At 36.4% G+C, this 22,556-nt stretch carries 12 protein-coding genes, 1 pseudogene and 1 riboswitch; all 13 genes and pseudogenes read right to left on the minus strand.

What is annotated here, in order from left to right:
* Window positions 1-4 precede the first annotated feature (4 nt).
* The 13 genes and pseudogenes from pglX to CLOCL_RS21685 all read right to left on the minus strand — a co-directional run bounded on the left by pglX (window position 5) and on the right by CLOCL_RS21685 (window position 22,518).
* A complete protein-coding gene (gene pglX, locus CLOCL_RS14355; RefSeq protein WP_014256028.1) occupies window positions 5-3,667 on the minus strand; it encodes a BREX-1 system adenine-specific DNA-methyltransferase PglX in 3,663 nt (1,220 codons plus the stop codon).
* Between the two features lie 12 nt (window positions 3,668-3,679).
* Window positions 3,680-7,240, minus strand: a complete 3,561-nt coding sequence (gene brxC, locus CLOCL_RS14360) for a BREX system P-loop protein BrxC (RefSeq protein WP_014256029.1) — start codon at window positions 7,238-7,240, stop codon at window positions 3,680-3,682.
* Between the two features lie 36 nt (window positions 7,241-7,276).
* Window positions 7,277-7,861: a DUF1788 domain-containing protein gene (locus CLOCL_RS14365; RefSeq protein ID WP_014256030.1), complete on the minus strand. Its 585-nt coding sequence runs from the start codon at window positions 7,859-7,861 to the stop codon at window positions 7,277-7,279.
* Window positions 7,862-8,467, minus strand: a complete 606-nt coding sequence (locus tag CLOCL_RS14370) for a DUF1819 family protein (protein ID WP_014256031.1) — start codon at window positions 8,465-8,467, stop codon at window positions 7,862-7,864.
* 130 nt (window positions 8,468-8,597) lie between these two features.
* Window positions 8,598-9,464: an HNH endonuclease gene (locus CLOCL_RS14375; protein ID WP_014256032.1), complete on the minus strand. Its 867-nt coding sequence runs from the start codon at window positions 9,462-9,464 to the stop codon at window positions 8,598-8,600.
* Window positions 9,465-10,201: 737 nt separating this feature from the next.
* Window positions 10,202-10,849 carry a LysE family transporter gene (locus CLOCL_RS14380; protein WP_014256033.1) on the minus strand — a complete coding sequence of 216 codons (648 nt, stop codon included), beginning with the start codon at window positions 10,847-10,849 and terminating at the stop codon, window positions 10,202-10,204.
* A gap of 252 nt (window positions 10,850-11,101) precedes the next feature.
* Entirely contained in the window at window positions 11,102-12,433 is a 1,332-nt protein-coding gene (locus tag CLOCL_RS14385; protein ID WP_014256034.1) for a serine hydroxymethyltransferase, read from the minus strand.
* Window positions 12,434-12,800: 367 nt separating this feature from the next.
* A complete protein-coding gene (locus CLOCL_RS21185; RefSeq protein ID WP_014256035.1) occupies window positions 12,801-13,433 on the minus strand; it encodes a class I SAM-dependent methyltransferase in 633 nt (210 codons plus the stop codon).
* An 84-nt stretch (window positions 13,434-13,517) separates the two neighbouring features.
* Window positions 13,518-13,869, minus strand: a pseudogene (locus tag CLOCL_RS14395) (DUF4180 domain-containing protein).
* Between the two features lie 23 nt (window positions 13,870-13,892).
* Complete coding sequence (locus CLOCL_RS14400) at window positions 13,893-14,474, minus strand: SMI1/KNR4 family protein (RefSeq protein ID WP_014256036.1); 582 nt, start codon at window positions 14,472-14,474, stop codon at window positions 13,893-13,895.
* 121 nt (window positions 14,475-14,595) lie between these two features.
* Complete coding sequence (locus CLOCL_RS14405; protein WP_014256037.1) at window positions 14,596-15,768, minus strand: cation:proton antiporter; 1,173 nt, start codon at window positions 15,766-15,768, stop codon at window positions 14,596-14,598.
* A 54-nt stretch (window positions 15,769-15,822) separates the two neighbouring features.
* Window positions 15,823-15,881, minus strand: a riboswitch (Fluoride riboswitch).
* Window positions 15,882-16,022: 141 nt separating this feature from the next.
* Entirely contained in the window at window positions 16,023-18,215 is a 2,193-nt protein-coding gene (locus CLOCL_RS14410; RefSeq protein ID WP_014256038.1) for a carboxypeptidase-like regulatory domain-containing protein, read from the minus strand.
* A 25-nt stretch (window positions 18,216-18,240) separates the two neighbouring features.
* Window positions 18,241-22,518 carry an S-layer homology domain-containing protein gene (locus tag CLOCL_RS21685; RefSeq protein WP_014256039.1) on the minus strand — a complete coding sequence of 1,426 codons (4,278 nt, stop codon included), beginning with the start codon at window positions 22,516-22,518 and terminating at the stop codon, window positions 18,241-18,243.
* Window positions 22,519-22,556 lie beyond the last annotated feature (38 nt).

The raw sequence follows: 22,556 nt of genomic DNA on the forward strand, positions 1-22,556 counted from the left end.
CTAATTATATTTTCGCCAACAAGTCCGCTTTCAATGGCTTCCTGCCTTCTCCCTGTGGCACCTCAATTCCCTGGAACTTAGCATAGTTTACCTTTACTCCGTCATCCAGGTCAATTTTTATTCTCTGGTTTGCAACATGGGCAATTACCTGGTCATACTGTAGACATTCTTCCATCTGCTTCAGTATCTTTTCCCTTTTCTTTCTTGCATTGGCTTTTTCTCTTTGAGAAGCATTGGAATCTATAATAATATCCATTCTCTTAACCTCTGCCTCATAGGATTTCTGCAACTTATGCAAGTAGTCGGTTCTCACCCTTGCCACTGTTAACTCATCATACCGGTGCATATATATAAGAGCTTTAAAGCCATCCTCTTTACCGGAATCAAAAAGCCAGTATATAGGTCTTTTCTGGTATACCTGCACATGGTCTTTATAAAATTCCTTAAGAAAGTACCTTCTAATAGTCTGTCTTGCCGTTTCAGTAGTCCTTCTGCCTATAGTATCGGCAATATAATCCAAGTTCTCTTCCAAAGTTTCTTCTCCAAAGGTTACTTTAAGGAACTCAACAAACCTACTTAATATATCATCCTCAAAATATTCATCATCGGTAATAGGTATAATATTGTCTAAATCAGGTACAAAAGTAGCATTCACCCATGTATCCTCAATAATTTTGCCATTATCATCTTTCACTGTCTTTCGTACTTTCCATTGACCGTCCTCATTTTTCCACTTGTCCTTAAAGTCTCCACCGGCATAAATAAGCCCCTCTGCATCAATGGAGTATCGACCAAACATACAGCCTACTGCATAGGAGATAAAGGATTTTATATCTCGTTCTCTGTCAGCTTTTCTGATGGTTATATCCTTATCCTCCACTTCCGGGGTAAGTTCGTCCTGCAAGCCATATATTTGTATAAATATGCGATTTAATTCTTCTTCGTTTGTTTTGAGTTGATTGAATTGTTCTTCTGCAAAAGCTGACCAGTTATTGAAAGCTTGTTCTATCGTTCTGCCATTGAACTTGTAATTAAGTAATGGATGCTTTCGAAAATCCCAAGAATTTTCAAAGGAATCCCAGTCGACACGTGAAATATCTACATTAGTTTTGAAAAGATGACTTATTTTTTCATTTATATTAATATCATTACAAATTTTTAATGGAAGTCGCGCAACATTCCCTTGCTCATAATTGATTGTTTCAGATAAAGCTCCTAATAATACATTCACTAAATTTGAATTAAGGAAACTACCTATATAGTCTAATAAATTATCATGAACAAAAATCTTCATTCCTGCTTCACTAAAGATAAATCCATCCTCAGTAAACCTCACTGAAAATTTAGCCGAAGTTACTTTAGTCCATGTTAATCCTTTCTTGAAATAATATTCGATGTTTTGTGGTCTCGATTTTAGTTTTCCTTTTTCGTCTTTATAATTTTTTATCTCAATACCATCATTTTGCCAGTTTACTATATACTCATTATTTCCATACCATTTCCTATATTCTCCCCCTTTATTTATTGGAAACCATTTTTTTTTGCTTACTATCGCTTCTTCCCTATCTTTCATTTTAAAACCAATATTTTCTATATTAACTTCATACCAAATTCTTAAAAATGCAGAACTATTTCCTGTAATTAGCCCTTGCTTAGGTTCGGATATATTCTTCAAAATGATCCCATCTATAAAAGAATTAGCCACCATTTCACTACACCAATATGCAATTGGCGAACCAGGTATTCTTTTAAAACTATTTTGCTTTACACCATTATATCTATTTTTTAAAACGAAATACTCTTTTTCCTTATCCAAACTTTTATAAATATCAACTAATCTTATATAAATACCTTTATAGCCGTTAAGAACATTGTTGTTTAATACAAAAGCAGTTGTTCGCACAACCTCACCATCAATTTCCTCAAATGCCCTAGGTCCTAAATGTACCATAGAATTAATAGTTGCTCCATTTAAAATCATCCCTCTTAATTTCTCATAACTTCTTAAAAACATCCATGAATTTTGTGTTATCATTGATATATAAGAACTTTTTGTGCTAAACTTAATAGTTTTTTCTATAAAGACTGCAAACAAGTCGCTTCTTGTGTCCTTATAGTTTTCTTTTAGAAATTTAGAGAGTTTTAAGTTAATGCCGTCATCCCCCATATATGGTGGATTAGTACATACAACATTATACTTCTGACTCATTATTTTTGCCTGTTTTATTAATGGTGGTATTCTCTCGATAATTATATTCTTAAATTGGTACTCAATCAAATCCTGAATTTCTCCATCCCTTATCTCTTCCAATCTTCTCTCAATTGCATCAAAATCAATAGGCTTTACTTCAAGGATAGAACCATACTCCTTTGCATCCTGGAATACATTTATCAGATACTCTACATCTTCCCTGTGTAACCGCTTCTCTATCTCTGTCTCCTCAGGATTTACAAGGTAGTCCATTGCCTCCTTCGGAAAGCCGTTACTCTCCTGTATGGCACATACATTGACATTTATTTTTTCCCTAAATATTCTCCTGCTCTTGCTTCTTGCCTTCATCATAACTGCAAAATAAGCAAGCTGGGCTGCTCTGTCGTCTATATCCAGTCCGTACAGGTTGTTTTCAAGTATAAGTTTTGGAATATCTCGTTCAGAATATCCAGCACTCTTGTAAATATCATATAACACGTCAAAGGCATACACCAGGATATGCCCACTACCCATAGCAGGGTCTAACACTTTTATATCTTCTGGTCTTATGTCCTTGCTCTTAGCCCGTATTTCCTCCAACTGCTTCTGAACTTCAGGTTCCTGTTCCGCTTCATCCAGGTAATACTTCCACTTGCTCTTCAGCTCTTCGTCAGGATGCCCTTCCAGCCACAGTCTTCCCAAAGAGTTCTCCACCATGTACTTGACAATCCAGTCAGGAGTAAACAACTGGGTTGCTGCAGGAATATTTTCCTTAGTTATCTTTATATTTTTCTTTAGTCCTTCAAATACTTCATCTTTCTTCTCCGATATATAATACTGGTACATCCATCCGATTATTTCCACCTGTTCTCTAAAATCGTCCTCGGATATATCTTCCACCAAATGCCTTATGACAGACCCTTCGGCAAGAAGGTTTGAAGGCAGCAAAATTTCAGTATAATCGTCAATCTTTTCAAACAATCCCGGAAGTATTTCGTTTAAGGCATTGCACTGCTTTACCAGAAGGTATCTGTAAAGGGATTCTGTATCATTGTCGTCCTGTAGTTTATACACCAGTTCCCTTTCCAAATCCAGATCAATATTCAATGCTTCCCTAATAATATCCGGTTCCTTCCTGTCAGGTTCAATCGATGACAGCACTCTTATCCCTGTGGGAAGGTAACCGTTTACTTCCATGAAACGTAGGGCAATAAACCTGTTAAACCAGGTGTATGCCACTTCCTCTATTACATTGTTAAACCCTTTTTCCTCTATCCTGGACACAAGACTGTTTCTTTGCTCAATTTCTTTCCTGTTCAGGCTTCTGTCCCCTATTATCACTGTATCGGATGTAGAAACATCAGGCTTTTTTATTTCCTTTTCTGTTATTCCCAACTCATATGCCTTTTGCTTTATATCTTCGATAAGTTTTTTTCTTGCCCATACGGCAAACTTCTTTATTGCCGCTTTATCCATGCTGCTGCCTCCTTAAACAAGTTTTATTATTATGTCGTCTTTCAATTCACTTTTCAATCTGTTTTTGATTTCATTTACAACATTCTCTATGTCCGCTTCACTTTCAATTGTTTTTGCTCCGTGCAGAATGTTGGCAATGCTGATATTTATAGTCTTCTTGTATATCTTCGGAGGATTATTCACTATTTCCGGGCTTCCAAGGTCCTGATGTTCCGTTGGCTGTGTCGGTGCTTTTATTTTTGCAATTTCTGCGGAAATATCATCAAAACATCTTAATTTAAGCCTGTCACTTTCCTCTTTCATGGCTATTGCCTCATAAAAGTTATTGGCATGGTCCAGTCTGTCCAAGAGATCGTCAAATCTACCTTTAAATTTATTATAAAGCACGTCTTTAAATTCATACTTATTCAGCTCATCAATGACTTTCCTGTAATCATTTTCTATTACCTGCCTTACAGGCTTGCATTCCACTTCAAGAAGTTCAGTAAATCTAACTACAAACCTGTCAACAAGACTGGGCAGTTTATGAATATCGGAATAAGGCTCTCTGCTCTCCACAATTTTTTTCATCTGTTCTACCAGATCTATAACTTCCTTATCCAACACATAAGTCTTGTTACTGTTGTATACATTTATTTTGTGAACAGCCTTGTCAAAGAACTCTCTTTGGTTGCTGTCGAAAAATTTCTTAACGTCTATAGAATCATCGGCATAATCCAACAGTATATCTTTCTCTTTTTGAAGCTCTTCATAGAATTCTTTCGGATCCTGTATTTTGCAAACTTTTTCCAAGGTATTCTTTCCTTCTTCTAAAATATCCTTACCGGGATATTTAATCTGTTTATAATAGACCAGCAATTTGTCGATTTTTGAAATTTCATCCTTTGCCAGTTCCTTAAATTTCTTCATAAGCCCGTCCTCATCAGAAGGAACAGCAGTGATATTGAACAACTCCTTACACAATTCTTTGGCACTGCTGATTTGATGAGCAGGTACCTTTATCCTCTTTTCAACAAGAAGTCTGTCGGCATAATCCCTCTTGGTAAGATACTTGACAATATCCCGGTCTTGAACATCCAGGTACTGGCTGTTTAACTGCAGCTTTATCTCCTGGGCTTTAAACAACTTGCCTATCACCCATTCTATATCCTCTTCAAGCCATCCGTAAGGAGCTTTTTCATATATGCCAAGGATTGTTTTCATGGTAACAGGAATATTTCTCGCCGTATTTCTCTCAATGTAACCTGCCATTTCCTCAACGGCAAGCTTGTTCGGTGCTTCAACACCGGTCAATGTAATCTGCTCATTATCACTGAATATGTCATAAAGATCCTTTGCAGAGGTAAAAAAATTAATATATCCGAGTTTTGTATAAATTCCTTCTATTAGCACCTTGAAACCGTCATTTATTTTTTCAACCGGGTCTTTTTTATTAATCTCAAGCCTTTGAGAATTGGCATACATGTCCGCATTTTCAATTGCCTCTGTCAAAAGCCTTTTTACCCTGTCTTTGCGTTCTACAAGTTCCCTTCTCTTTCTGTCCTTAATTTCTTCAATCTTTTGAGTCAGGGAAGTTCCTCCTTTTCTCCTTAAGAAGGTTTCAATTTTCAGTACTTCCTCCATCTCGTCAAGGAAAGTGGTATCATTGGGAAGCTTAACAATTAAATTGTTCTCTCTCATGGACATCAATTTCAGTTCATTATCGGTAAGTTCCTCTCCGGTATCATAGTAGGGAGTAATAATTTTAAGGCCTATGTCATTTCCCTGATTGCCTCTGAAAAATCTGTCGTCCACTACCTGGTTAAAACTGAAGTTGTACTTTGATGAATATCTATATTTCTTGTCAGGGTAGATTTCCTCAAAGACTATTTCAGAAACCTTCTGTATAACCTCTCCCAAATCCACGCTGATGCTCTTGATCTCCCGGTTGATATCCTGCTCTTCGTGGGTAAGAAAGATATATTGATCACCGTTCTTTTGTACAAGGGTTTCCTTTACCAGTCGCCTCAAGGAATCTTCAATTTTCTTTTTAAGATCTATCTTATCCTCGTCTATGTGACTTACCATAAGGGTAGCCAGATTCTCTATGTTTGCAGGTATCTCCTTGACATACTTAATCATGAATAGAACCTTTAAAAGTTCCACATCAAAGTCATTTAAATTTTCATTTTCCTGCGCATGGATGATAACAGTTCTGATATTGGAATCCAGGAAAGCTTCAACGGTATCGTAAAAGGCTGAAAAGGGTATTAATGTTCCTTCTTCACAGTTCATATATTTTATTGCGGATTCCTGGAAGGAACTGATCATGGAGCGTTCCCCTTCTGCCAGATGTTTTCCTGAAGCTCCATGTATCCTTATGGAAGTCAATACCTGCTGAAGGAGATTGAATTGATAAGGAATAAAAGGATAACACTCGGCAAAATCCTCACCATCCTTATATACCTTTTTCTCCGGCGTATCGGCAGAAAAGGTAATAAGATTTTTAAGTATGGCACTTTTATCTTCATAGAGGAGTTTCAATGTATCCCTTGCCACATCATCCTTCAAAAGTATCCTCTTTCGGATTACCTCGTCCACATTGGCACTGGAGAGACTAAGACGTGTGTTGAACCTGCCCTGAATCTTGGAGAAATCATTTCCTTTTACCTTTGTAACCGAATCAATATCCTGTTGGCTTGTAACAATAACCCAGGCTTTACCGCCGCATTCCGTTCCTAAGTCCTCCACCACGGTCTGCAAATTTAACATCAACTGTGAATTATCCCCGATATACTGCCCTATTTCGTCCACCAAAAAAACTACATGGTGGTTGTTGCCTTTTCTTTCTATGTATTCCCTTACACGTTTTGCAAACCTATCAACACTTAAGGTATAATTCTCTTCCGCCTTTGCATACCAATTCCGTGCTGCCTCATGGCTCATCTTGGTACTCCTGGCCAGTGCTTCCACAATAGCATCCTCTTCGTAGTAGAAATCCTCCCTTGCCTCCGTCCATTCCCTTCCCGATATATCTTTAAACGTCTTTTTGAAATCTTCATAAACACCGTCAACTACCATTTGCCTTTCCAATTCCGCTATCCAGGGCATGGACCCGCAAAAGCCCTGCATTTCATTAAATACCTTGTTAAAAACTTTTACAATGGAGTCTTTGTTGGCTTTAGAATCCGAGTCACTTTTAGAATCTATATTAAACAGAATAACATCGGCTGAAGTGTCTCCGGCCAGTTTCATATTGGCCCATACCATACTATCCTGTATTTTATCATTGAAATATTCAATGGCTCTCTTTCCTTCAACTTCCCTGTTTTCGAGAAGATAAGAAAGTATTTTCAGGAAATGGGATTTACCGCTTCCAAAGAACCCGGAAATCCAGACTCCCATTTTATCGGTAGTACCTGCTATCCCTTTTCTATATGCCTCAAAGAAACTGTCAAAATGCTTTGACAATTCCCTCGTAACTACATACTCATCAAGTTCCTGTTTCACATTGCTATCATCATCCTGACCCACTTTGATTACACCCTTGATGTCTCTGTCAATCGGCTTTTTAAACATATCCTTTATGAACATGTTTAATTCCTCCCTTGTCATAAGCTTAATTTTCCCTTAATATCTATCCACTAATCTAAACGCTCTGTAATAATTATCGTCCTTAATCTCTTCAAAAAGCACCAGTTCAAGCCCATCATATATTCCCGGGAAAAACATTATTACAGGTACTTCGTCCAAAACCTGGTGAAGATTGTTCAACACCGTATGGGAGCGGATAATCGGCCATACCTTTCCCACACCGGTTATAAACACTATATCATCTTTTTCTACTCTTTCCTTTATATAATGGATAATAAGATCATCTTTTTCGGTAATTCTCAATGCCTTTCTCGTGGCATTAAATACAAATTCACTGCCCTTTACCTGTTCCATTTTAAAGTTTTTTTCAAGATAGCCTTTGCTTTCAAGGATCTCCAGCATTATTTCGTACAAGTCAAATTCCTTTATATTATAACCATAATCCCCTTCGTTAATTTTCTGCTTCAAAAATTGTACATGCTCCCTCACAAGCATTTCATACCTTGGTTCATAATCAAATATATAGTATCCTATCTCATTACCAAGACCTGTATTTTTTCTAAAGTTTTCTTTTGTAATCCTTAGGATAATTTCATCCAGTCTCTGGTTAATAGTTTTCACTTACACCTCTCCTATCAATGCATTAAGGTATTTTGAATCACCAATCTCTTTCAGATGCTGAACAACTTCTTCCTCAATTATTGGTCTGACAACTTCTCGTTTCCTTCTTTGACCTTTAAGAAGACCAGACTCAAACAGGATACGGATATATACCTGCTTTAATTTACAAAAAGTAGAATCACTCCATGAAGCCACTTTTTCACTTTGCTCTTTTTTTCTGTTGAAAAATATATTAAAATCCTTGTCATACAAAATAAAATCCTTAAACAACATCTTTTCCCTAAAGACTTCATGCATAAATTCAAAAAACAATCTGTCGGTTTTCATGATGGAATAGACAACTATCTGCTTGCCGGTTTCTATATCTCCGTTTACAATCTTTTCAATAAAGAAATCATCAAGAACCTTTAACCTTTTAAGCACGGTTGACGCAATTTCGCTTCTTCTGGCTTCTGTATTTACCTGAAAAATATTATCCTTTTTTGCCTTATTTTTTATTTCAAATTCGTTAAATCCTTGATTTATAAGCCCCGCGACTTTTTTCGTCTCTTTGTACAAGAATGATTTTGATTTTAATGTAGATATATATTCCCACTTAAATGACATATTTTTCCTTCTTTCCGGTCCACTTTTTCGATATTATAATTATATATTTTTGATTTGCCATTGTATAGGGTTATGATTAAATAATGCAGAAAAATTATAATTATGAAATAATAAAAAATAAGACAAGCACTCAATTCTTCGTTTTACTCAAATGCTTATCTAATATTATTCTTTCTTCTATTCCATTACTATAAATATAAATTAGTTTTCTTCTGTCAAAAATAGGTCTTGCTTTATGGATAGTTCTATGATGATTTGGACAAACAATAATCTGATTTTCTGCATTATTGTTAAGAGATTCAACAAAAGGATCTATATGGTGAGTTTCTACAATATCTACTCCGTATTTTTTGCTAATATTTTTTCCACATATTTGACAGCAGAAATTATAAAGAAGTTTCAGGTTTTCTCCTATTGCTCTGTTAAGTTTCCGAATTTTCACCAATTGATTCATAGTAGTGATTGTGGCAAATGGATCAATAATGCTATAATTAATACTGGCTTCATATTCCCGTTCATCTTCACGAACCATTGCTTCTTTTATTATTCTCATATCTTCCTGTGTAATGCATTCAAGCAGATATGTATCCAGATACTCTGTTGTATAAATAGCAAGGTATTCCCTTTGTTCATCAGGAATTTTTATATGCTTTCGTTTATTTTCAGATATGTTGTTTCTCTGTTCTAATATATACCTGTAACTTACGATAAAAATATCTCTAAATCTTTCCGCTATTTCACTTTGAGTGTTATACCTGATTTGTAATATACTTTTTCTGTTGGTATACTTTTCTTCATTAAATTTCTGGTTTATAAGTTTTGCTTTATAAGTTTTTCCTTCTAATACCAAATAAATATCTTTTGAACTTCCTTTTGGCAAAAACTCATTTATAGCATTTTGAAAAACCACCTGTATATCCAGTGGAATCGTTAACCCCTGATGTAACAGAGACCAATCTACTTCTTTTTTATATACATAGTTATTGACCTCAATCATACTATCATCCTTTATGTTTCCTAAAATATATACGATTATATATAATTCTGCCGTATCCCATAGCTTTCAAAGAGCAGAATAAATATTTCTACATTCTTTTTCCCTATTTGCCAAAATTCCGATTGATTGACAGCCATTATTTCAGTAATATTTTACCTTTTTTATCACCTTATTTAAATCATCTTTTAAAAATAAGACCTTATAGATTTCTCACCACATATTGCAACGGGTCTTGCTACCTCTTTAACCACAAGTAATTTATTCAGTGGCTGTCTTATAATTCTTTTTGCTTTGCCCTTATTGTTCGATAATATCTTTAAGCTTTTTATCAGAATTATCCTGCTAATTACTCTATACTCCAAATCCTGTTTAATCCATTTTAGGGCAGATTTTATCTCTTGAATTTTTTAAGATTTCTTTTTAGATATTTGAATCGTTATTTAAATCCCTTTTGCTTTGTATAAATTTCATTGCTCTTTAAAAGTTCAATCGGTGACTGAGGACTTTTTCAATAAATCAAGTGATATTCCTTTATATTCTGCATTTAATAAACTATAATTTTCAAACTTAATATCTTTATTATCTAAGATTGAATTTGCAAAAAAATTTGATTTAATTAATTCATGAAAAACGGAATTCAGTTTACACAATGTAAATATAATCGTAAGTTTTTGAATGAATTATAAGATTTATTTCATAATAAATAATAGTTCAACCTACATAAATAATAATTCAATCTACATACCTAACAGCATCTTCCAGCCACTGCCTATAAAATATATGGAAAACGCTACAAGAAATAAGCCCAACAATATAACAATCCAGCTATATATGGTATCGCTTATTAATTTTTTGCCGCCGGAAAAGGCGATGGAAATAGCCGAATACCATACAAAATCCGATAATATGTGTCCTATGAAAAAGACCAAAACACCAAACAGTCCAAACACATAAGACTGACGTACCGATTCCACACCTGTCGATGCCCACCACAGAATAAAATACGGATTGGTGGCACACACAATTATTCCTGTCAAAACAAGATTGCCCATTTCGGTTCCGTTATCCGTCCTTTGGCTCTCCAAAGAAACGGATTTGCCGATACCGGATTTTATCATACCATACCCCATCCATGCAAGAAAAGCACCGCCAATTAATCCGATAACTCCTGCAACCGTCTTATTAGCGAATAAATCTTTAAGCCCGAAAGTCATGGTAATAACCAATATAATTTCCAGTATTCCATGCCCCAAAACTATCAAAGGTCCTGCTTTCCACCCTTTTTTTAGGCTGCCGTTAATCGTAATCCCAAGCATCGGACCAGGCATCAATGCACCTGAAAAGCCTATTATAAAAGCGCTGATAAATATTCCCCACAAAAACATTTATACAAACCTCTCTAAATCACAGTATTTCATTATTAATTCTCTATAATCCCGTATTTGTGCAAATAAATATATGCGACTCTACTATAACATAATTCCATTTGAAATGAAACAAGATGGGTAATGCTAAATTCTCAGATTGCCTAAGTAACAATGAATAAAAAACAAACATGACAAAATGTGGCTGCCATGAAAAATCTCGATTCCCCGGCAACCACATTTATCTCACTTATTATCCTATTAAATCGGAATTTATATAATGAAATTACTATCTTCTGTAAACTTGCTTACCAACAATTCCACTTCAGATCTTATCTCAGCTATTTTTGAATCATCTTCTGCATGCTTTGCAGTTAACCATATCAATTCGGCTATTTTTTCCATTTCCTTCTCTTTCATACCTAAAGTAGTAACTGCAGGTGTTCCCATTCTAATTCCTGATGGATTCCATGGTTTGGCATCTCCCGGAACTGTATTTTTATTAGTTACAATTCCAGCCAATTCTAACCTCTCAGCAAACCAACTTGCATTTTTTACAGTAACACCGTTTTCATTATTCACCACATCTATAAGAATCAAATGATTTTCAGTGCCCCCTGAAATCAGCTTAAATTTATATTCTTTCAGCTTCTCAGACAATACTTTTGCATTTTTCACAACTTGTTTCGCATATGCTTTATATTCCTCAGACATTGCTTCCTTAAATGCAACAGCCATTGCTGCAATTGTGTTCATATGAGGTCCGCCCTGCAATGCAGGGAATAAAGCTTTGTCAACTTGGGGACCATATTCTTTTTTACATACAATTACACCTGCCCTCGGTCCTCTAAGTATTTTGTGCGTGGTAGAAGTAATTACATCTGCATGCGGAAAAGGATGCGGATGTTCCCCAGTCACACACAGACCGGCAATATGAGAAATATCTGCTAATAAAATTGCACCCACCTTTTTTGCAATTCTGCCAAAACGCTCAAAATCAATTTTCAACGGGTAAGCTGTTGCTCCTGAAATTATAAGTTTTGGCTTATACTCTTCCGCCAGTCTTTCAATTTCGTCATAATCCAGTTTTCCTTCTTCATTCAGTGTATAGTGAACGGCATTGTAATAATGACTTGTTACACTAACTTTATGTCCATGAGTCAAGTGTCCTCCGTAATCAAGAGCAAGTCCCATTAATGTGTCTCCCGGTTTCAGGAAAGCTCCTATCACTGCAAGGTTGGCAGGTGCTCCACTGATTGCCTGCACATTGGCATGATAAGCTGACGGATTATCCGTAAACAACTCAAGAGCTCTCTGAATAGCCAATTTCTCAAGTTTATTGGCATTTTCCTGTCCCTGATAATACCTTCCGTTTTTGTCGATTAAGTTGCCTTCCTTCCAAACATGCGGATATCCTTCAGAATACTTGTTTGTAAAAGGTGAAGCCAACGCCAAAGCCACCTCGGCAGAAACATAGTTTTCTGAAGGGATAAGGCAAATTGTACTTCTTTGCCGATAACTCTCTGCTGAAATAAGTTCAGCCACCTCAGAATCTTTAGAAGCAATTACTTGGTTTATTTGGGAAAATAGTTCTCTGTTTTTCATATCAACATTTCCTTCTCTTTAATTTATTTTTAATTTTTGTTTAATGATTTTATCTTTTCACTTTTAAATTTATCCATTTAGTATACACTATACAATATTAACACATTTTTTCCCAATGTCAACTCAGTAAAACCATTCCCTCAGCATGTTTCCGTATTGTCCGGTATCAGTTTCGTAGTTTATTGAAATAACAGTTTTATTAGTCTCTATGATCCGAGCTTTTCACATTAAATCCAGCACTTAGTAAATATCCTTTCTTCTCCATATATTTGTTTTTCATGGAGCTTATCTTGCCAATTTAATACCGCAATTTGCGATAAAAAAATAAAATAGTCTTTTAACTGAAGGCTTTTATAGCATAATAATCCTACTTACTCTTCCTTAATACAAAGTAACATTGATTATCTACATACTCCAATCCATTAGCGGAATTTTTCATATCTTTTTTTGTATTACCGTATTTTTTAAATATATCTTTAAAATCACCAACGTTATTTTTCTCTATCAAATATTTCTTTCCTTTTTTATAAATCAATCCATCCAAAGTAATTGATGGATCCTTTAATGACTCTTCTGCATCCTTTTGGTGATTATTGGTTAGTATAATGCCACCGGGCTTGACATATTTCTTACACGACTTAATAATCTCTCCGGCATATAGTGCAACCAGTAAATCATAATTCTCTTCTCTTAACAGGAGCGGTTTTGTATAATCTGCATGAATAAACTGAACATAAGCAGTCTGCTTATATTTTTTAATGTTGTTTATATAGTTTAAAATGTTATGAATATCATCAAAGAAATCCTTGGCTGTTTTGCTAATGTCCACATATACTACATGCTGGAAATAAAAAGAAGGTGTTATATGTATAGAACAACCCGGATATAAAACCGTATTGCAGCCATATTCCTTTTTTAATATTTCAAACAACCCTGCTCTGTCGAAATTGATATCTTCATAAAATCTTTTATAGGCATCAATGCTCCTATCGCTATTCATGCAGGCCTCCCTAATACGTAATTAAAAACGCTTATCGATTATTGCATTTTATTAATGACGTACATCAACAGAACTAAACCCTACTTAGTCTTCTATTGCCTGTTTTTCATCAGGCAAGAAAAATATATCTTTTCCTTTATTACACTCGTAAATAAAATCCTTTAAACTCTTACTTGTATAAACGGAAAAGTCCCCTACAATGGCTATTTAGTATTATAATTAATAAACTTTTGCAATATTTCTCCTGCAAGTCTCGTGCTCAAGTCAAAAAATTATTGCAAATTGCCGACTTATTCAAAATTATACGCGTACAACCTGTTTCAAACCCTACAGTCGCTATAAAATTCAGTGCCGATTGCACATCAGTTATCAATACATCGCTACTTTTTACAACAGCGATTTTAACATTGTTCTCTTCCACAACATTTATATTCATAAATCCATATCCATACCAAAAACCTAATCCTGATTTCTCCAATCCGGTCTTAATAAATCTTCTCTTTCTTCCCAGGTTTTATACATTGAATGAAATACCGATACTGCATCATCAGAATCCTTATTTGCATTCCAAAACACTGTAAGCCATTCTTCAAAACTATCTAACACTACAACAATATCTTCTGTATATTGACTGATCAACCCAACCCTATATTCATTATCAGTATATTCCTTATCGCAGATAAATACCCAGAAATTGTTTGCCGAATCCATGGCATCATACAGTGAAAATGCAATTAGCTTATCAGGAGTTATTGTTTCTTTTGTCGGAATTATGTTGATAATACTTTTCTTTATTTGAGAAGAAGCTAAAAAAATCGACCCGCAAGGAGAATCATCGTCTTCTCCGACTCCTCCTATAGGCTCTGCATCCAATAACATTATGCCATTTGAAAATTCCTTCAAAAAAGTTTTAAAAGATTTCGGCAGTTTATATCCTAAACTCTTTTCTTTTTCGCTTATTAAGACATCCGATGCCACTTCATTCTTATCTATATCGGGATATATGCTGTTAATCTCATTAATAAAGTCTTTGACTTTCATACAGAAATCCTTCCAAAACCAAATCAAAACTTTCTTTTGCTGCAGTTACAGCAACTGAAACTTTGTGTTGCAACCGATTTCAAAGCATTGTCATCTTCTATTAGCTTATACTAGTTATTTTCTAAAAGCAACTTTTCGCTGAATAGTGAATCCCAATTGCCCCTAACGGTGCAGTAATCAATACGGATAACACTGCAATTGCCAGTATTACATCTCCCGATTCCACCCCCATCGACAGAGGTACAGCACCCATTGCAGCCTGTACTGTTGCTTTCGTAATATAAGCAATGACGCAGAATAATTTTTCTTTAAAAGAGTAATTTGTACCTAGTAAAGATATTATTACGCCTATGCTTCTTCCCATTAAACCTATTACAATCAATAGTATCCCTATTTTACCTGCTTTTATTGCCACACCTACGTTTACTTCCGCTCCTACCAATACAAACAATAATATTTCTGCAAATACCCATATTTTATTGAGCTTATCGGATAGCTTCCTACCTACATCCGGAAGTTTTTCCGTCAATATAAAACCTACAGTCATCACTCCCAAGAGGGATGCTATTTGAATCTTCGTCTTCATTACAACTTCCAACTGATTGAGTAATATAGAAAATCCAAGCAATAACAATACCTTTTTTGTATCACGAATGTTAAATCTTTTAAAAATATTTATCAAAACAAACCCTAAAATTATTCCTGCCATAATACCTAATAAAATCGAGATGGGTATATTTATTAATTGTATACCTATATTCATATCAGTGCCGCTGTATAAACCCCAAAAAGCACTAAACACAGTAATGGCAAAGACATCATCAATAGATACACCAGCCAATATCAAAGTCGGTATCCCATTTTTCGTGCCAATGTTGCTTTCCATTAACTTAAGCATAAAAGGCACAACAACAGCAGGAGAAACAGCAGCAATAATAAAGCCTAACATTCCTCCCTGGGAAAATGAAAAGTCAAGAAAATATACAGATGCCAATGCAATAAATAAACCCTCGATTAATCCGGGTATACAGCTCATCTTTAATGCAGGAACACCAACATTCTTTAAAACATCTTTATTAAGTCCAAGTCCTGCTCTTAATAAAATAATTATTAATGCAATACTTCTTAAGTCCGACGATATTTGAAGCATATTCCTTTGCAGCAGATTAAGACCATACGGTCCTATTAAGACACCTAATATAAGCATTCCAAGCAAACCCGGCAATTTCAATTTCTCAAACATCTTTTTTGCCGGTAACCCCAACAATAAAATCATTGCTAAACTTGCAGCCATTAAAGCCAACCTCCCTACAAATATCAAAAAACTCCTACAGGTACAATATTGTTTATTCCTGTAGGAGTCATCAGCATTAAGCAATTCAGGTGAACTCCATCACCATATATTCAATTTTTATGATTAATAATATTATACTAAATTATTATATTAGTCAATATACATTACCTCTAAAATAAGTGTAATCATAATATTGCAAAACTTAACAACACAGTAGGTTTTGAGGTTATATTCATGAATAAACTTTATTTTTCTTACCGCTTCCCATAAAAGTTCTTTGTGGTATTCCGGTTCAGATAACTAAGAACAATATTATCGTATTGAGTCTTTTCAAACTCTACTCCTTCTTTTTCCACCCTAAGGGAATACACTCCCGGCGATAAACGGTTAATTATATAACAACCGTTTACATCTGTATAAGTATACCGGTCCCCAATAATTACTTTTGCGTTCACTATCGGATTTCCGTTATGATCCACAACCTTTCCCTTTATGTATATATCCGGCATAATGGTAAAGGGCTGGGATATTACTTCCTTTATTACACCATCATTCGTTGCAACAAGCTTGATTCTCGCATTTGAAGACGATAAATCCGGAACTATCCAGTTGTATCCGTTGACCCCTACCAAATCCCTTGCAATGGGTTTCCATTCAGCCTGATTATCCAACGAATAATACAGACTTACTTTGGTTCCAGGTACGGGCCGGCCTTCCGAATCAGTATAGGAAATATTATACCTGATTCTCATGGTATCCCATGATTTTACCGATGCAACCAGATTTGTAAATTTTGCCTCAAGGGTTCCGGCAGAAGAAGTTGTGCCGATACCATCTACATATAATTTCTTGTATACAACATTTCCCAGTCCGTCACCCATTTTCAGCAAAATACTAACCTTTTGTCCGGAAGTCCCTTCATCACAGTGAAAGATTACTTTCCTATAGTTATCAATTTTTTTATCTTCAAAATATCCCTTTGTTGATGCCCAGTAGAAGAAAGGAGAAGCTCCCTTTGAAGTATCCACGAAATATTCATCCACATACAGTTCATATACTCCTTCCTGGTCCCCCGGCGTTATTCTCACATTTTTGATTTCCGGTTTGCGATGAATTCTCGATGTAATATCCTGTTCAAAATCATTACCAATCTCTCGTAAAATCCTGTATTTTTCCTTATCGGTCCCATCATCAAATATATCACTTATTGAAGCGGGAATTGTTATTTGCCTGGTCACCTCAGTGGGCTCCGTATCATCTCCCCAGACTACAACTTTATACTCCAAAGTTTTTTGCTCCGGTATTTGCCCTGCAAACAGTTGCCATGAAACTTGTTTATGACTCCTGGCTGTCATATCTCCGATAACTATATCAGTATCGGTTCCAGTATAAGGTACTATTCCGTCCGGCAGAATAATTTTAGCCATCACATTTTTTATAGTATCATTCGTGTTATTAGTTATATATGACGTAATGGTAAAAGGATTCGGAACATAACCTGTTTCGGTCGCACTAAGGCTGGTATTGCCGCTTACAATAACAACAAGCGGTTTATCTCCTGCAATGGTAATTTTACTGATACCATAATATGTTATGTATTCTGTTGACTCACCCGGTGCCAGTTGTTTAGGCTCCCAATAAGTCGCAATTGCACTGTCTCCGTTATAACCGGTATAATTTGAATTCCACATGTTTTCAGCTAAAGTAAGCCAATTTCCGAGTACAAATTTGTCTGGCGGGTTTTGCTGGTATTTTATATTAGTCCCCTGGGAAACTACCGTCGGTTTGACAAGGCTGTCCATTGCCTGCCAATAATCCGGAATTTCATCACCTAAAAATGTAGTGGTTGTCTCTATATCCCCTATGCCTGGAACCCTGAAAGGTGCATAGTCATTGCTTCCAAGCATCGTATCCAGCATGATTCTTATCCCCACATAATGGGGAATAGTATCATTGTTAGTAACAATGTATTTGATTTCAACAGTATCCATCATGCCTGAAAAACCTCCATCAACCAGGCTTATGTCCTGTCGCACATAAACATTGCCATACTTCGCTGCGGATGAATTCCGGTACTCCTCATCAATATTGTGCGGGGGAGTTGAAATATTTTCCCCGCCATAATAGTAGTCGATACCGTCAATCCTGACGGTGGTGTATGACGTACCGCCGCCCGGCCAACCATACAAAAGCTTCTTGCGGTTATCGGTTGCAATTTCCGGGTTGCCTTCATTGGTTCCTATTGTAAACCTCCCGTTTGGTCTTATTGCTACATTAATATATTCATTTTCCAAAGTTATATATCCAACACTCGATAAATTGTTGCTGCTCGTTATGCCATTTGAAGATTCAGATTGCTCTATAGCATTTTCAGCAAATACACAAGTATTACAAATTAAAAATACTAAAATTACCAATAAACTCAACAAACTGTACTTTTTTTTCAACTTCAATACCCCCCTGATTCCTCAATTAATACATGTAACCATCCAATGTGGCAATTTTATATATGATTTTTGCAAATTCTGCCCTGTTAATATTTAACGTCGGTCTAAATTCCGGAGTATCGGAAATAAAGGTATAGAATCCCTCCCATCCACGGTTATACGCTATTTTTTTCACATCTCTTATATGTCCGTTGGAAATATCCTCTTCATCGGAAAACATTGGCAATTCATAGTAGCCTTCAGGTGGTTCTTTCAGCGAATCTAAGATATTAACCAATATCGTCGCCACATGCTGTCTTTGGACAGGGTCATTCGGACCAAACCTTCCGTCCGGGTATCCGTTTACATATCCTAATTCCTTGGCAACTTTCACCGCTTTGTAATACCACGATCCCGGAGCCACATCAGTGAAAGGATCCCCAGGCTCTTCAAGGGCCGGATGATTGTTGTAGTCAATTCCCTGCATATTTAAAGCAATCGTAATTATTTGTGCCCTTGTTACAACCAAATCAGGTTCAAACCGTTTGTTGCCCGTACCTTGCATATAGCCGTTTTTAACAACCTCTTTTATGTATTCATAATACCAATCCGATATTGAAACATCCGTAAAAAGCTGAGTTTCCGGATGGTCAAAAACAGTCACCCATTCTTTGAAACCATCATGGATTTGAATGTTAAACTCCACTTGGAAACCGCAATCTCTCAGCCTTTTTCCAAGCCCGTTTACCGGTCTTATTACAAAGTTTGTATCATTTATTCTTTCAACAACACAAACCGGGCTGTCTTCATTTCCGTAATTTTGTACGCGGGTATCGACAACAGGCAACCTTGTCGTCAAAGTATATGAATCTTCGTCCGCATTATAAGTTACTTTTTCAAGGTATGTGGAATTCTCATACATATAGTTTAGTAATTCACTGGTTTTCATAACACTAAATCTCGTTATAGGAGCCCAACTCTGCCATGGCAAGTAAGTGGCGGTGTAGGTATTAAGTCCTTCATTTCTTGTCAAGATAACTCGACAATTCATCCAGTCATCATTGTCTTCACTGTAAGGAGTATTGCAATCATATATGTGCAATGTAACGGTATTGAGTTCTTCATCGGATTCCTGATCATATGCCAGCAGGGCATGACCTCCTATATCGGCTCCGACACCGACATAAAGCACATCTCCACGATCTAACGAATCAACAATGTACTTAACTACTTCCATCGGTACTGCATCATTCGCAACATATCTTACACGATAAAATTCATTTGGAAGCATTGTATTGGCTATAACATGCCAACTCTCAATAGCTTTTCTAACAGCATGTTCCCTTACATCTGTGAATGCTCCCCAAACATTACGAACATTCGATAAAGTATCCTGTGTTGAACTCAAATTATCTGTAGGTGTCAGGTTATAAATGTTGATGTCGACTGGTTCTTTACCGTAATCAAATATATCATCAAACAACCTCAGGTTATATGCTATCCGATTTTCTCTCCACTCGGTATCAACATCTACAGGAGAACCTCGCAGCGAAAAAACCCGCGTTGGATCAAAGTCAAGTGACCAAGAAGCATAATCCAAATATTCCAAAGCACTATCGCTTAATGTAGTATTTCCGATCGCGGTGTTTGTTGTGATAGACAATGGCAAAACTTGATAATAATTTCCTATGCACGTGGTAACAAACCCTGCACACAATCCTCCCGGGCTTAAATATGAACCATGATTTCTAAAACTCCAGCTATCCTTTGTTATATCGTAAAGTTTTAATGACCACTCCTTTGCAGGAGCTTGTAAAGCAGCCATGCTTAAACTTGCCATTGCAAAATTCAGATTTTTCATTGAAATACTCTCGTCAACTTTAACAGAATTTAAATCCAGGATAATATCGTTAGCCTGGCTGTAGTGGTAATCTATATGAAAGTAACGTCCTCCCGTAATTGATACAATCTCCTTCAACTCTCTTGCATTCCCATTACGGGTATCGTCAATAATGTACACAATAATTCCTTTAGAAGCCGCCTGATTGGCCAGGTCAACCAGTTCTCTCTTTTGACTGCTGTTATATGTGGCTGTTAAAATCAGCATTACTTTAGCTCCGTCAGCTGCATCATCCAGCACGTTGATTCCTTCCGCAAAACCGCTCAAGAGGTCTCCTTTCTCAGGAATATAAGCATACTCCATATCGTTTAACAGATGAAGTACGGTGGACTTATCCCTTGTAAGCTCCTGAATTGTATATGACGAACCCGTAAATTGCAATAATGATACCGTCGATACATCATTCACCGCCGAGATTACATTTTCCAACTGCCTCTTCCACCGGTATGTATTTTCATAATCGACTCCAAGCATATTTTCCGACATATCTACAACCAGTGACAGATTTATTTTTGTAAAATCCGTATCCTCCAGTTGTACTCCCATAACATAAGTTGACATTTCACATGAAACTGTAGTTACTGTATTGTTTTCAACATCAACTGTTGAATTTTTAATCGGTGAACACTTTTTGCTTACAGGGTCATAGGTGTATAACCGAAGGTCGTTCTCATCGATGCCTTTCGATTGAACCTCAGAAGGATCATAGAACAATGTAACGGTCATATCGTTAGGCTTCAGTCCATTCAACAATTTGCTTTCTATTTTAATCGGCAGCCCCACAACATTGGGTCGTGCACACAACAAAGGATTGTCAACGGTACTTATCTTAATGTCGCTGATCAGATTCCCGCTGCCGCTCATTTCTATAGTTCCCTTAGTCTCTTTATTTATTGCCAAAGAGGTTTCTTCTTCGAACAGCTGTGAAAATGTGATTGTTTCATCTGACATAGAAGAAATTGATGTTCTAACCCATGAGTATACCGAATCACTCACAGAAACAATGAAGTCTTTCTTAAAATCAATTACTCTTTCGCCGTCTTTCAAAACATTATCGCTGGACTCTTTATTGGGATCCAGTTTAAGAATAACCTCCGCACCGTCCAAAATTCCGTCGGAATCGGAGTCTGCCTTCAATGGATCGGTACCGTATACCTTCAACTCTTCATAGTCACTTAGTCCGTCATAGTCAGAATCGCTGATAAAGGGATTTGTTCTAAACAGTTTTTCTTCGGAATTCAAAAGATTATCACCGTCTTCGTCACCATCATCCTTTATTAAATCCAAGGGATCAGCCATACCATAGACAGGTTCAACCACCTTTATGGTGCAGGATGTTGACGCGTTTCCTCCTTTTTCGTCATAGACCTTTAATGTAATATTATATACTCCCAGTGATTCAGGAGCAGTCCAGACAGCCGTTTCTGAATTCCCTTCAACCGTTCCGCCCTCCGCACTCCAGATATAGGATAATATGTCGTTATCGGCATCATAAGTGTAAGCGGTTAATCTAACCTTTTCATTTTTATATGCGGTATATGTAGAAACATGAACGGCATCAATCTCAGGAGCGTTGTTGTTAACAACTTCGGGAGTCGGTTCATAGGTTTTTGACGGTTCCTTTTCCGTTTGTTTATCACTACCCGTTTGTTTATCACTCGCCTTTTTCTGAGTAGGTGAAGGTGTAAGAGAAGGTGTAGTTGAGGGTGTAGGTGAAGGTGTTGCCGTTTCCGACGGTGACGGGCTCACATTATATGAGTCCGTAATATGTGGAGTATATATAGGTGGTTCCATCAAACTTACACGTGCATTATTCAAAAGAACAACAGCCTCGGCTCTGGTCACAGGGTTTTTAGGCATGAACGTATTATCAGGGTATCCTTTAATCATGTTATCATAAGCCAGCCTGTTTACATACCCTAAAGCCCACGGTGAAATGCTTTCTGAATCGGTAAATTTAATTTTATCTGCATTTAAAATGGGATCAAAGTTTATCAACCTGCATAAAATTACAGCGGCTTCTTCTCTGGTAATTAACGCTTTCGGACGAAAGGTACCGTCAGGATAACCACTGATGTATCTGGCTTTTTCGGCAGTAGCCACATCTGCAAAAAACCAATCGTCTTCATTTACGTCCGTGAAGGAACATCCAAATTCTTCACCGCCGCTTTTACCAAAGAATTTGTTTGCCATTGTTACAAATTCCGCCCTGGTAACGCTTTGAGACGGTCTAAAGCTTCCGTCTTCATAACCTGCAATTCTTCCTCGTTTAGCATTCAACTCGATCAAACTATGTGCCCAATGACCTTCAATGTCATTAAAGCCATTAAAACCAATTGGTGTTTCCGCTCCCACAATCAAAAACTGAGTAAAAATAAAAAAAATCATCATAGCAAATGATAGCAGTCTCTTTTTTGCATACATTATTGATTTCCTCCCTAAATTTAATATTATAATATTTA

Source organism: Acetivibrio clariflavus DSM 19732 (assembly GCF_000237085.1).
GTDB classification, from domain to species: domain Bacteria; phylum Bacillota; class Clostridia; order Acetivibrionales; family Acetivibrionaceae; genus Acetivibrio; species Acetivibrio clariflavus.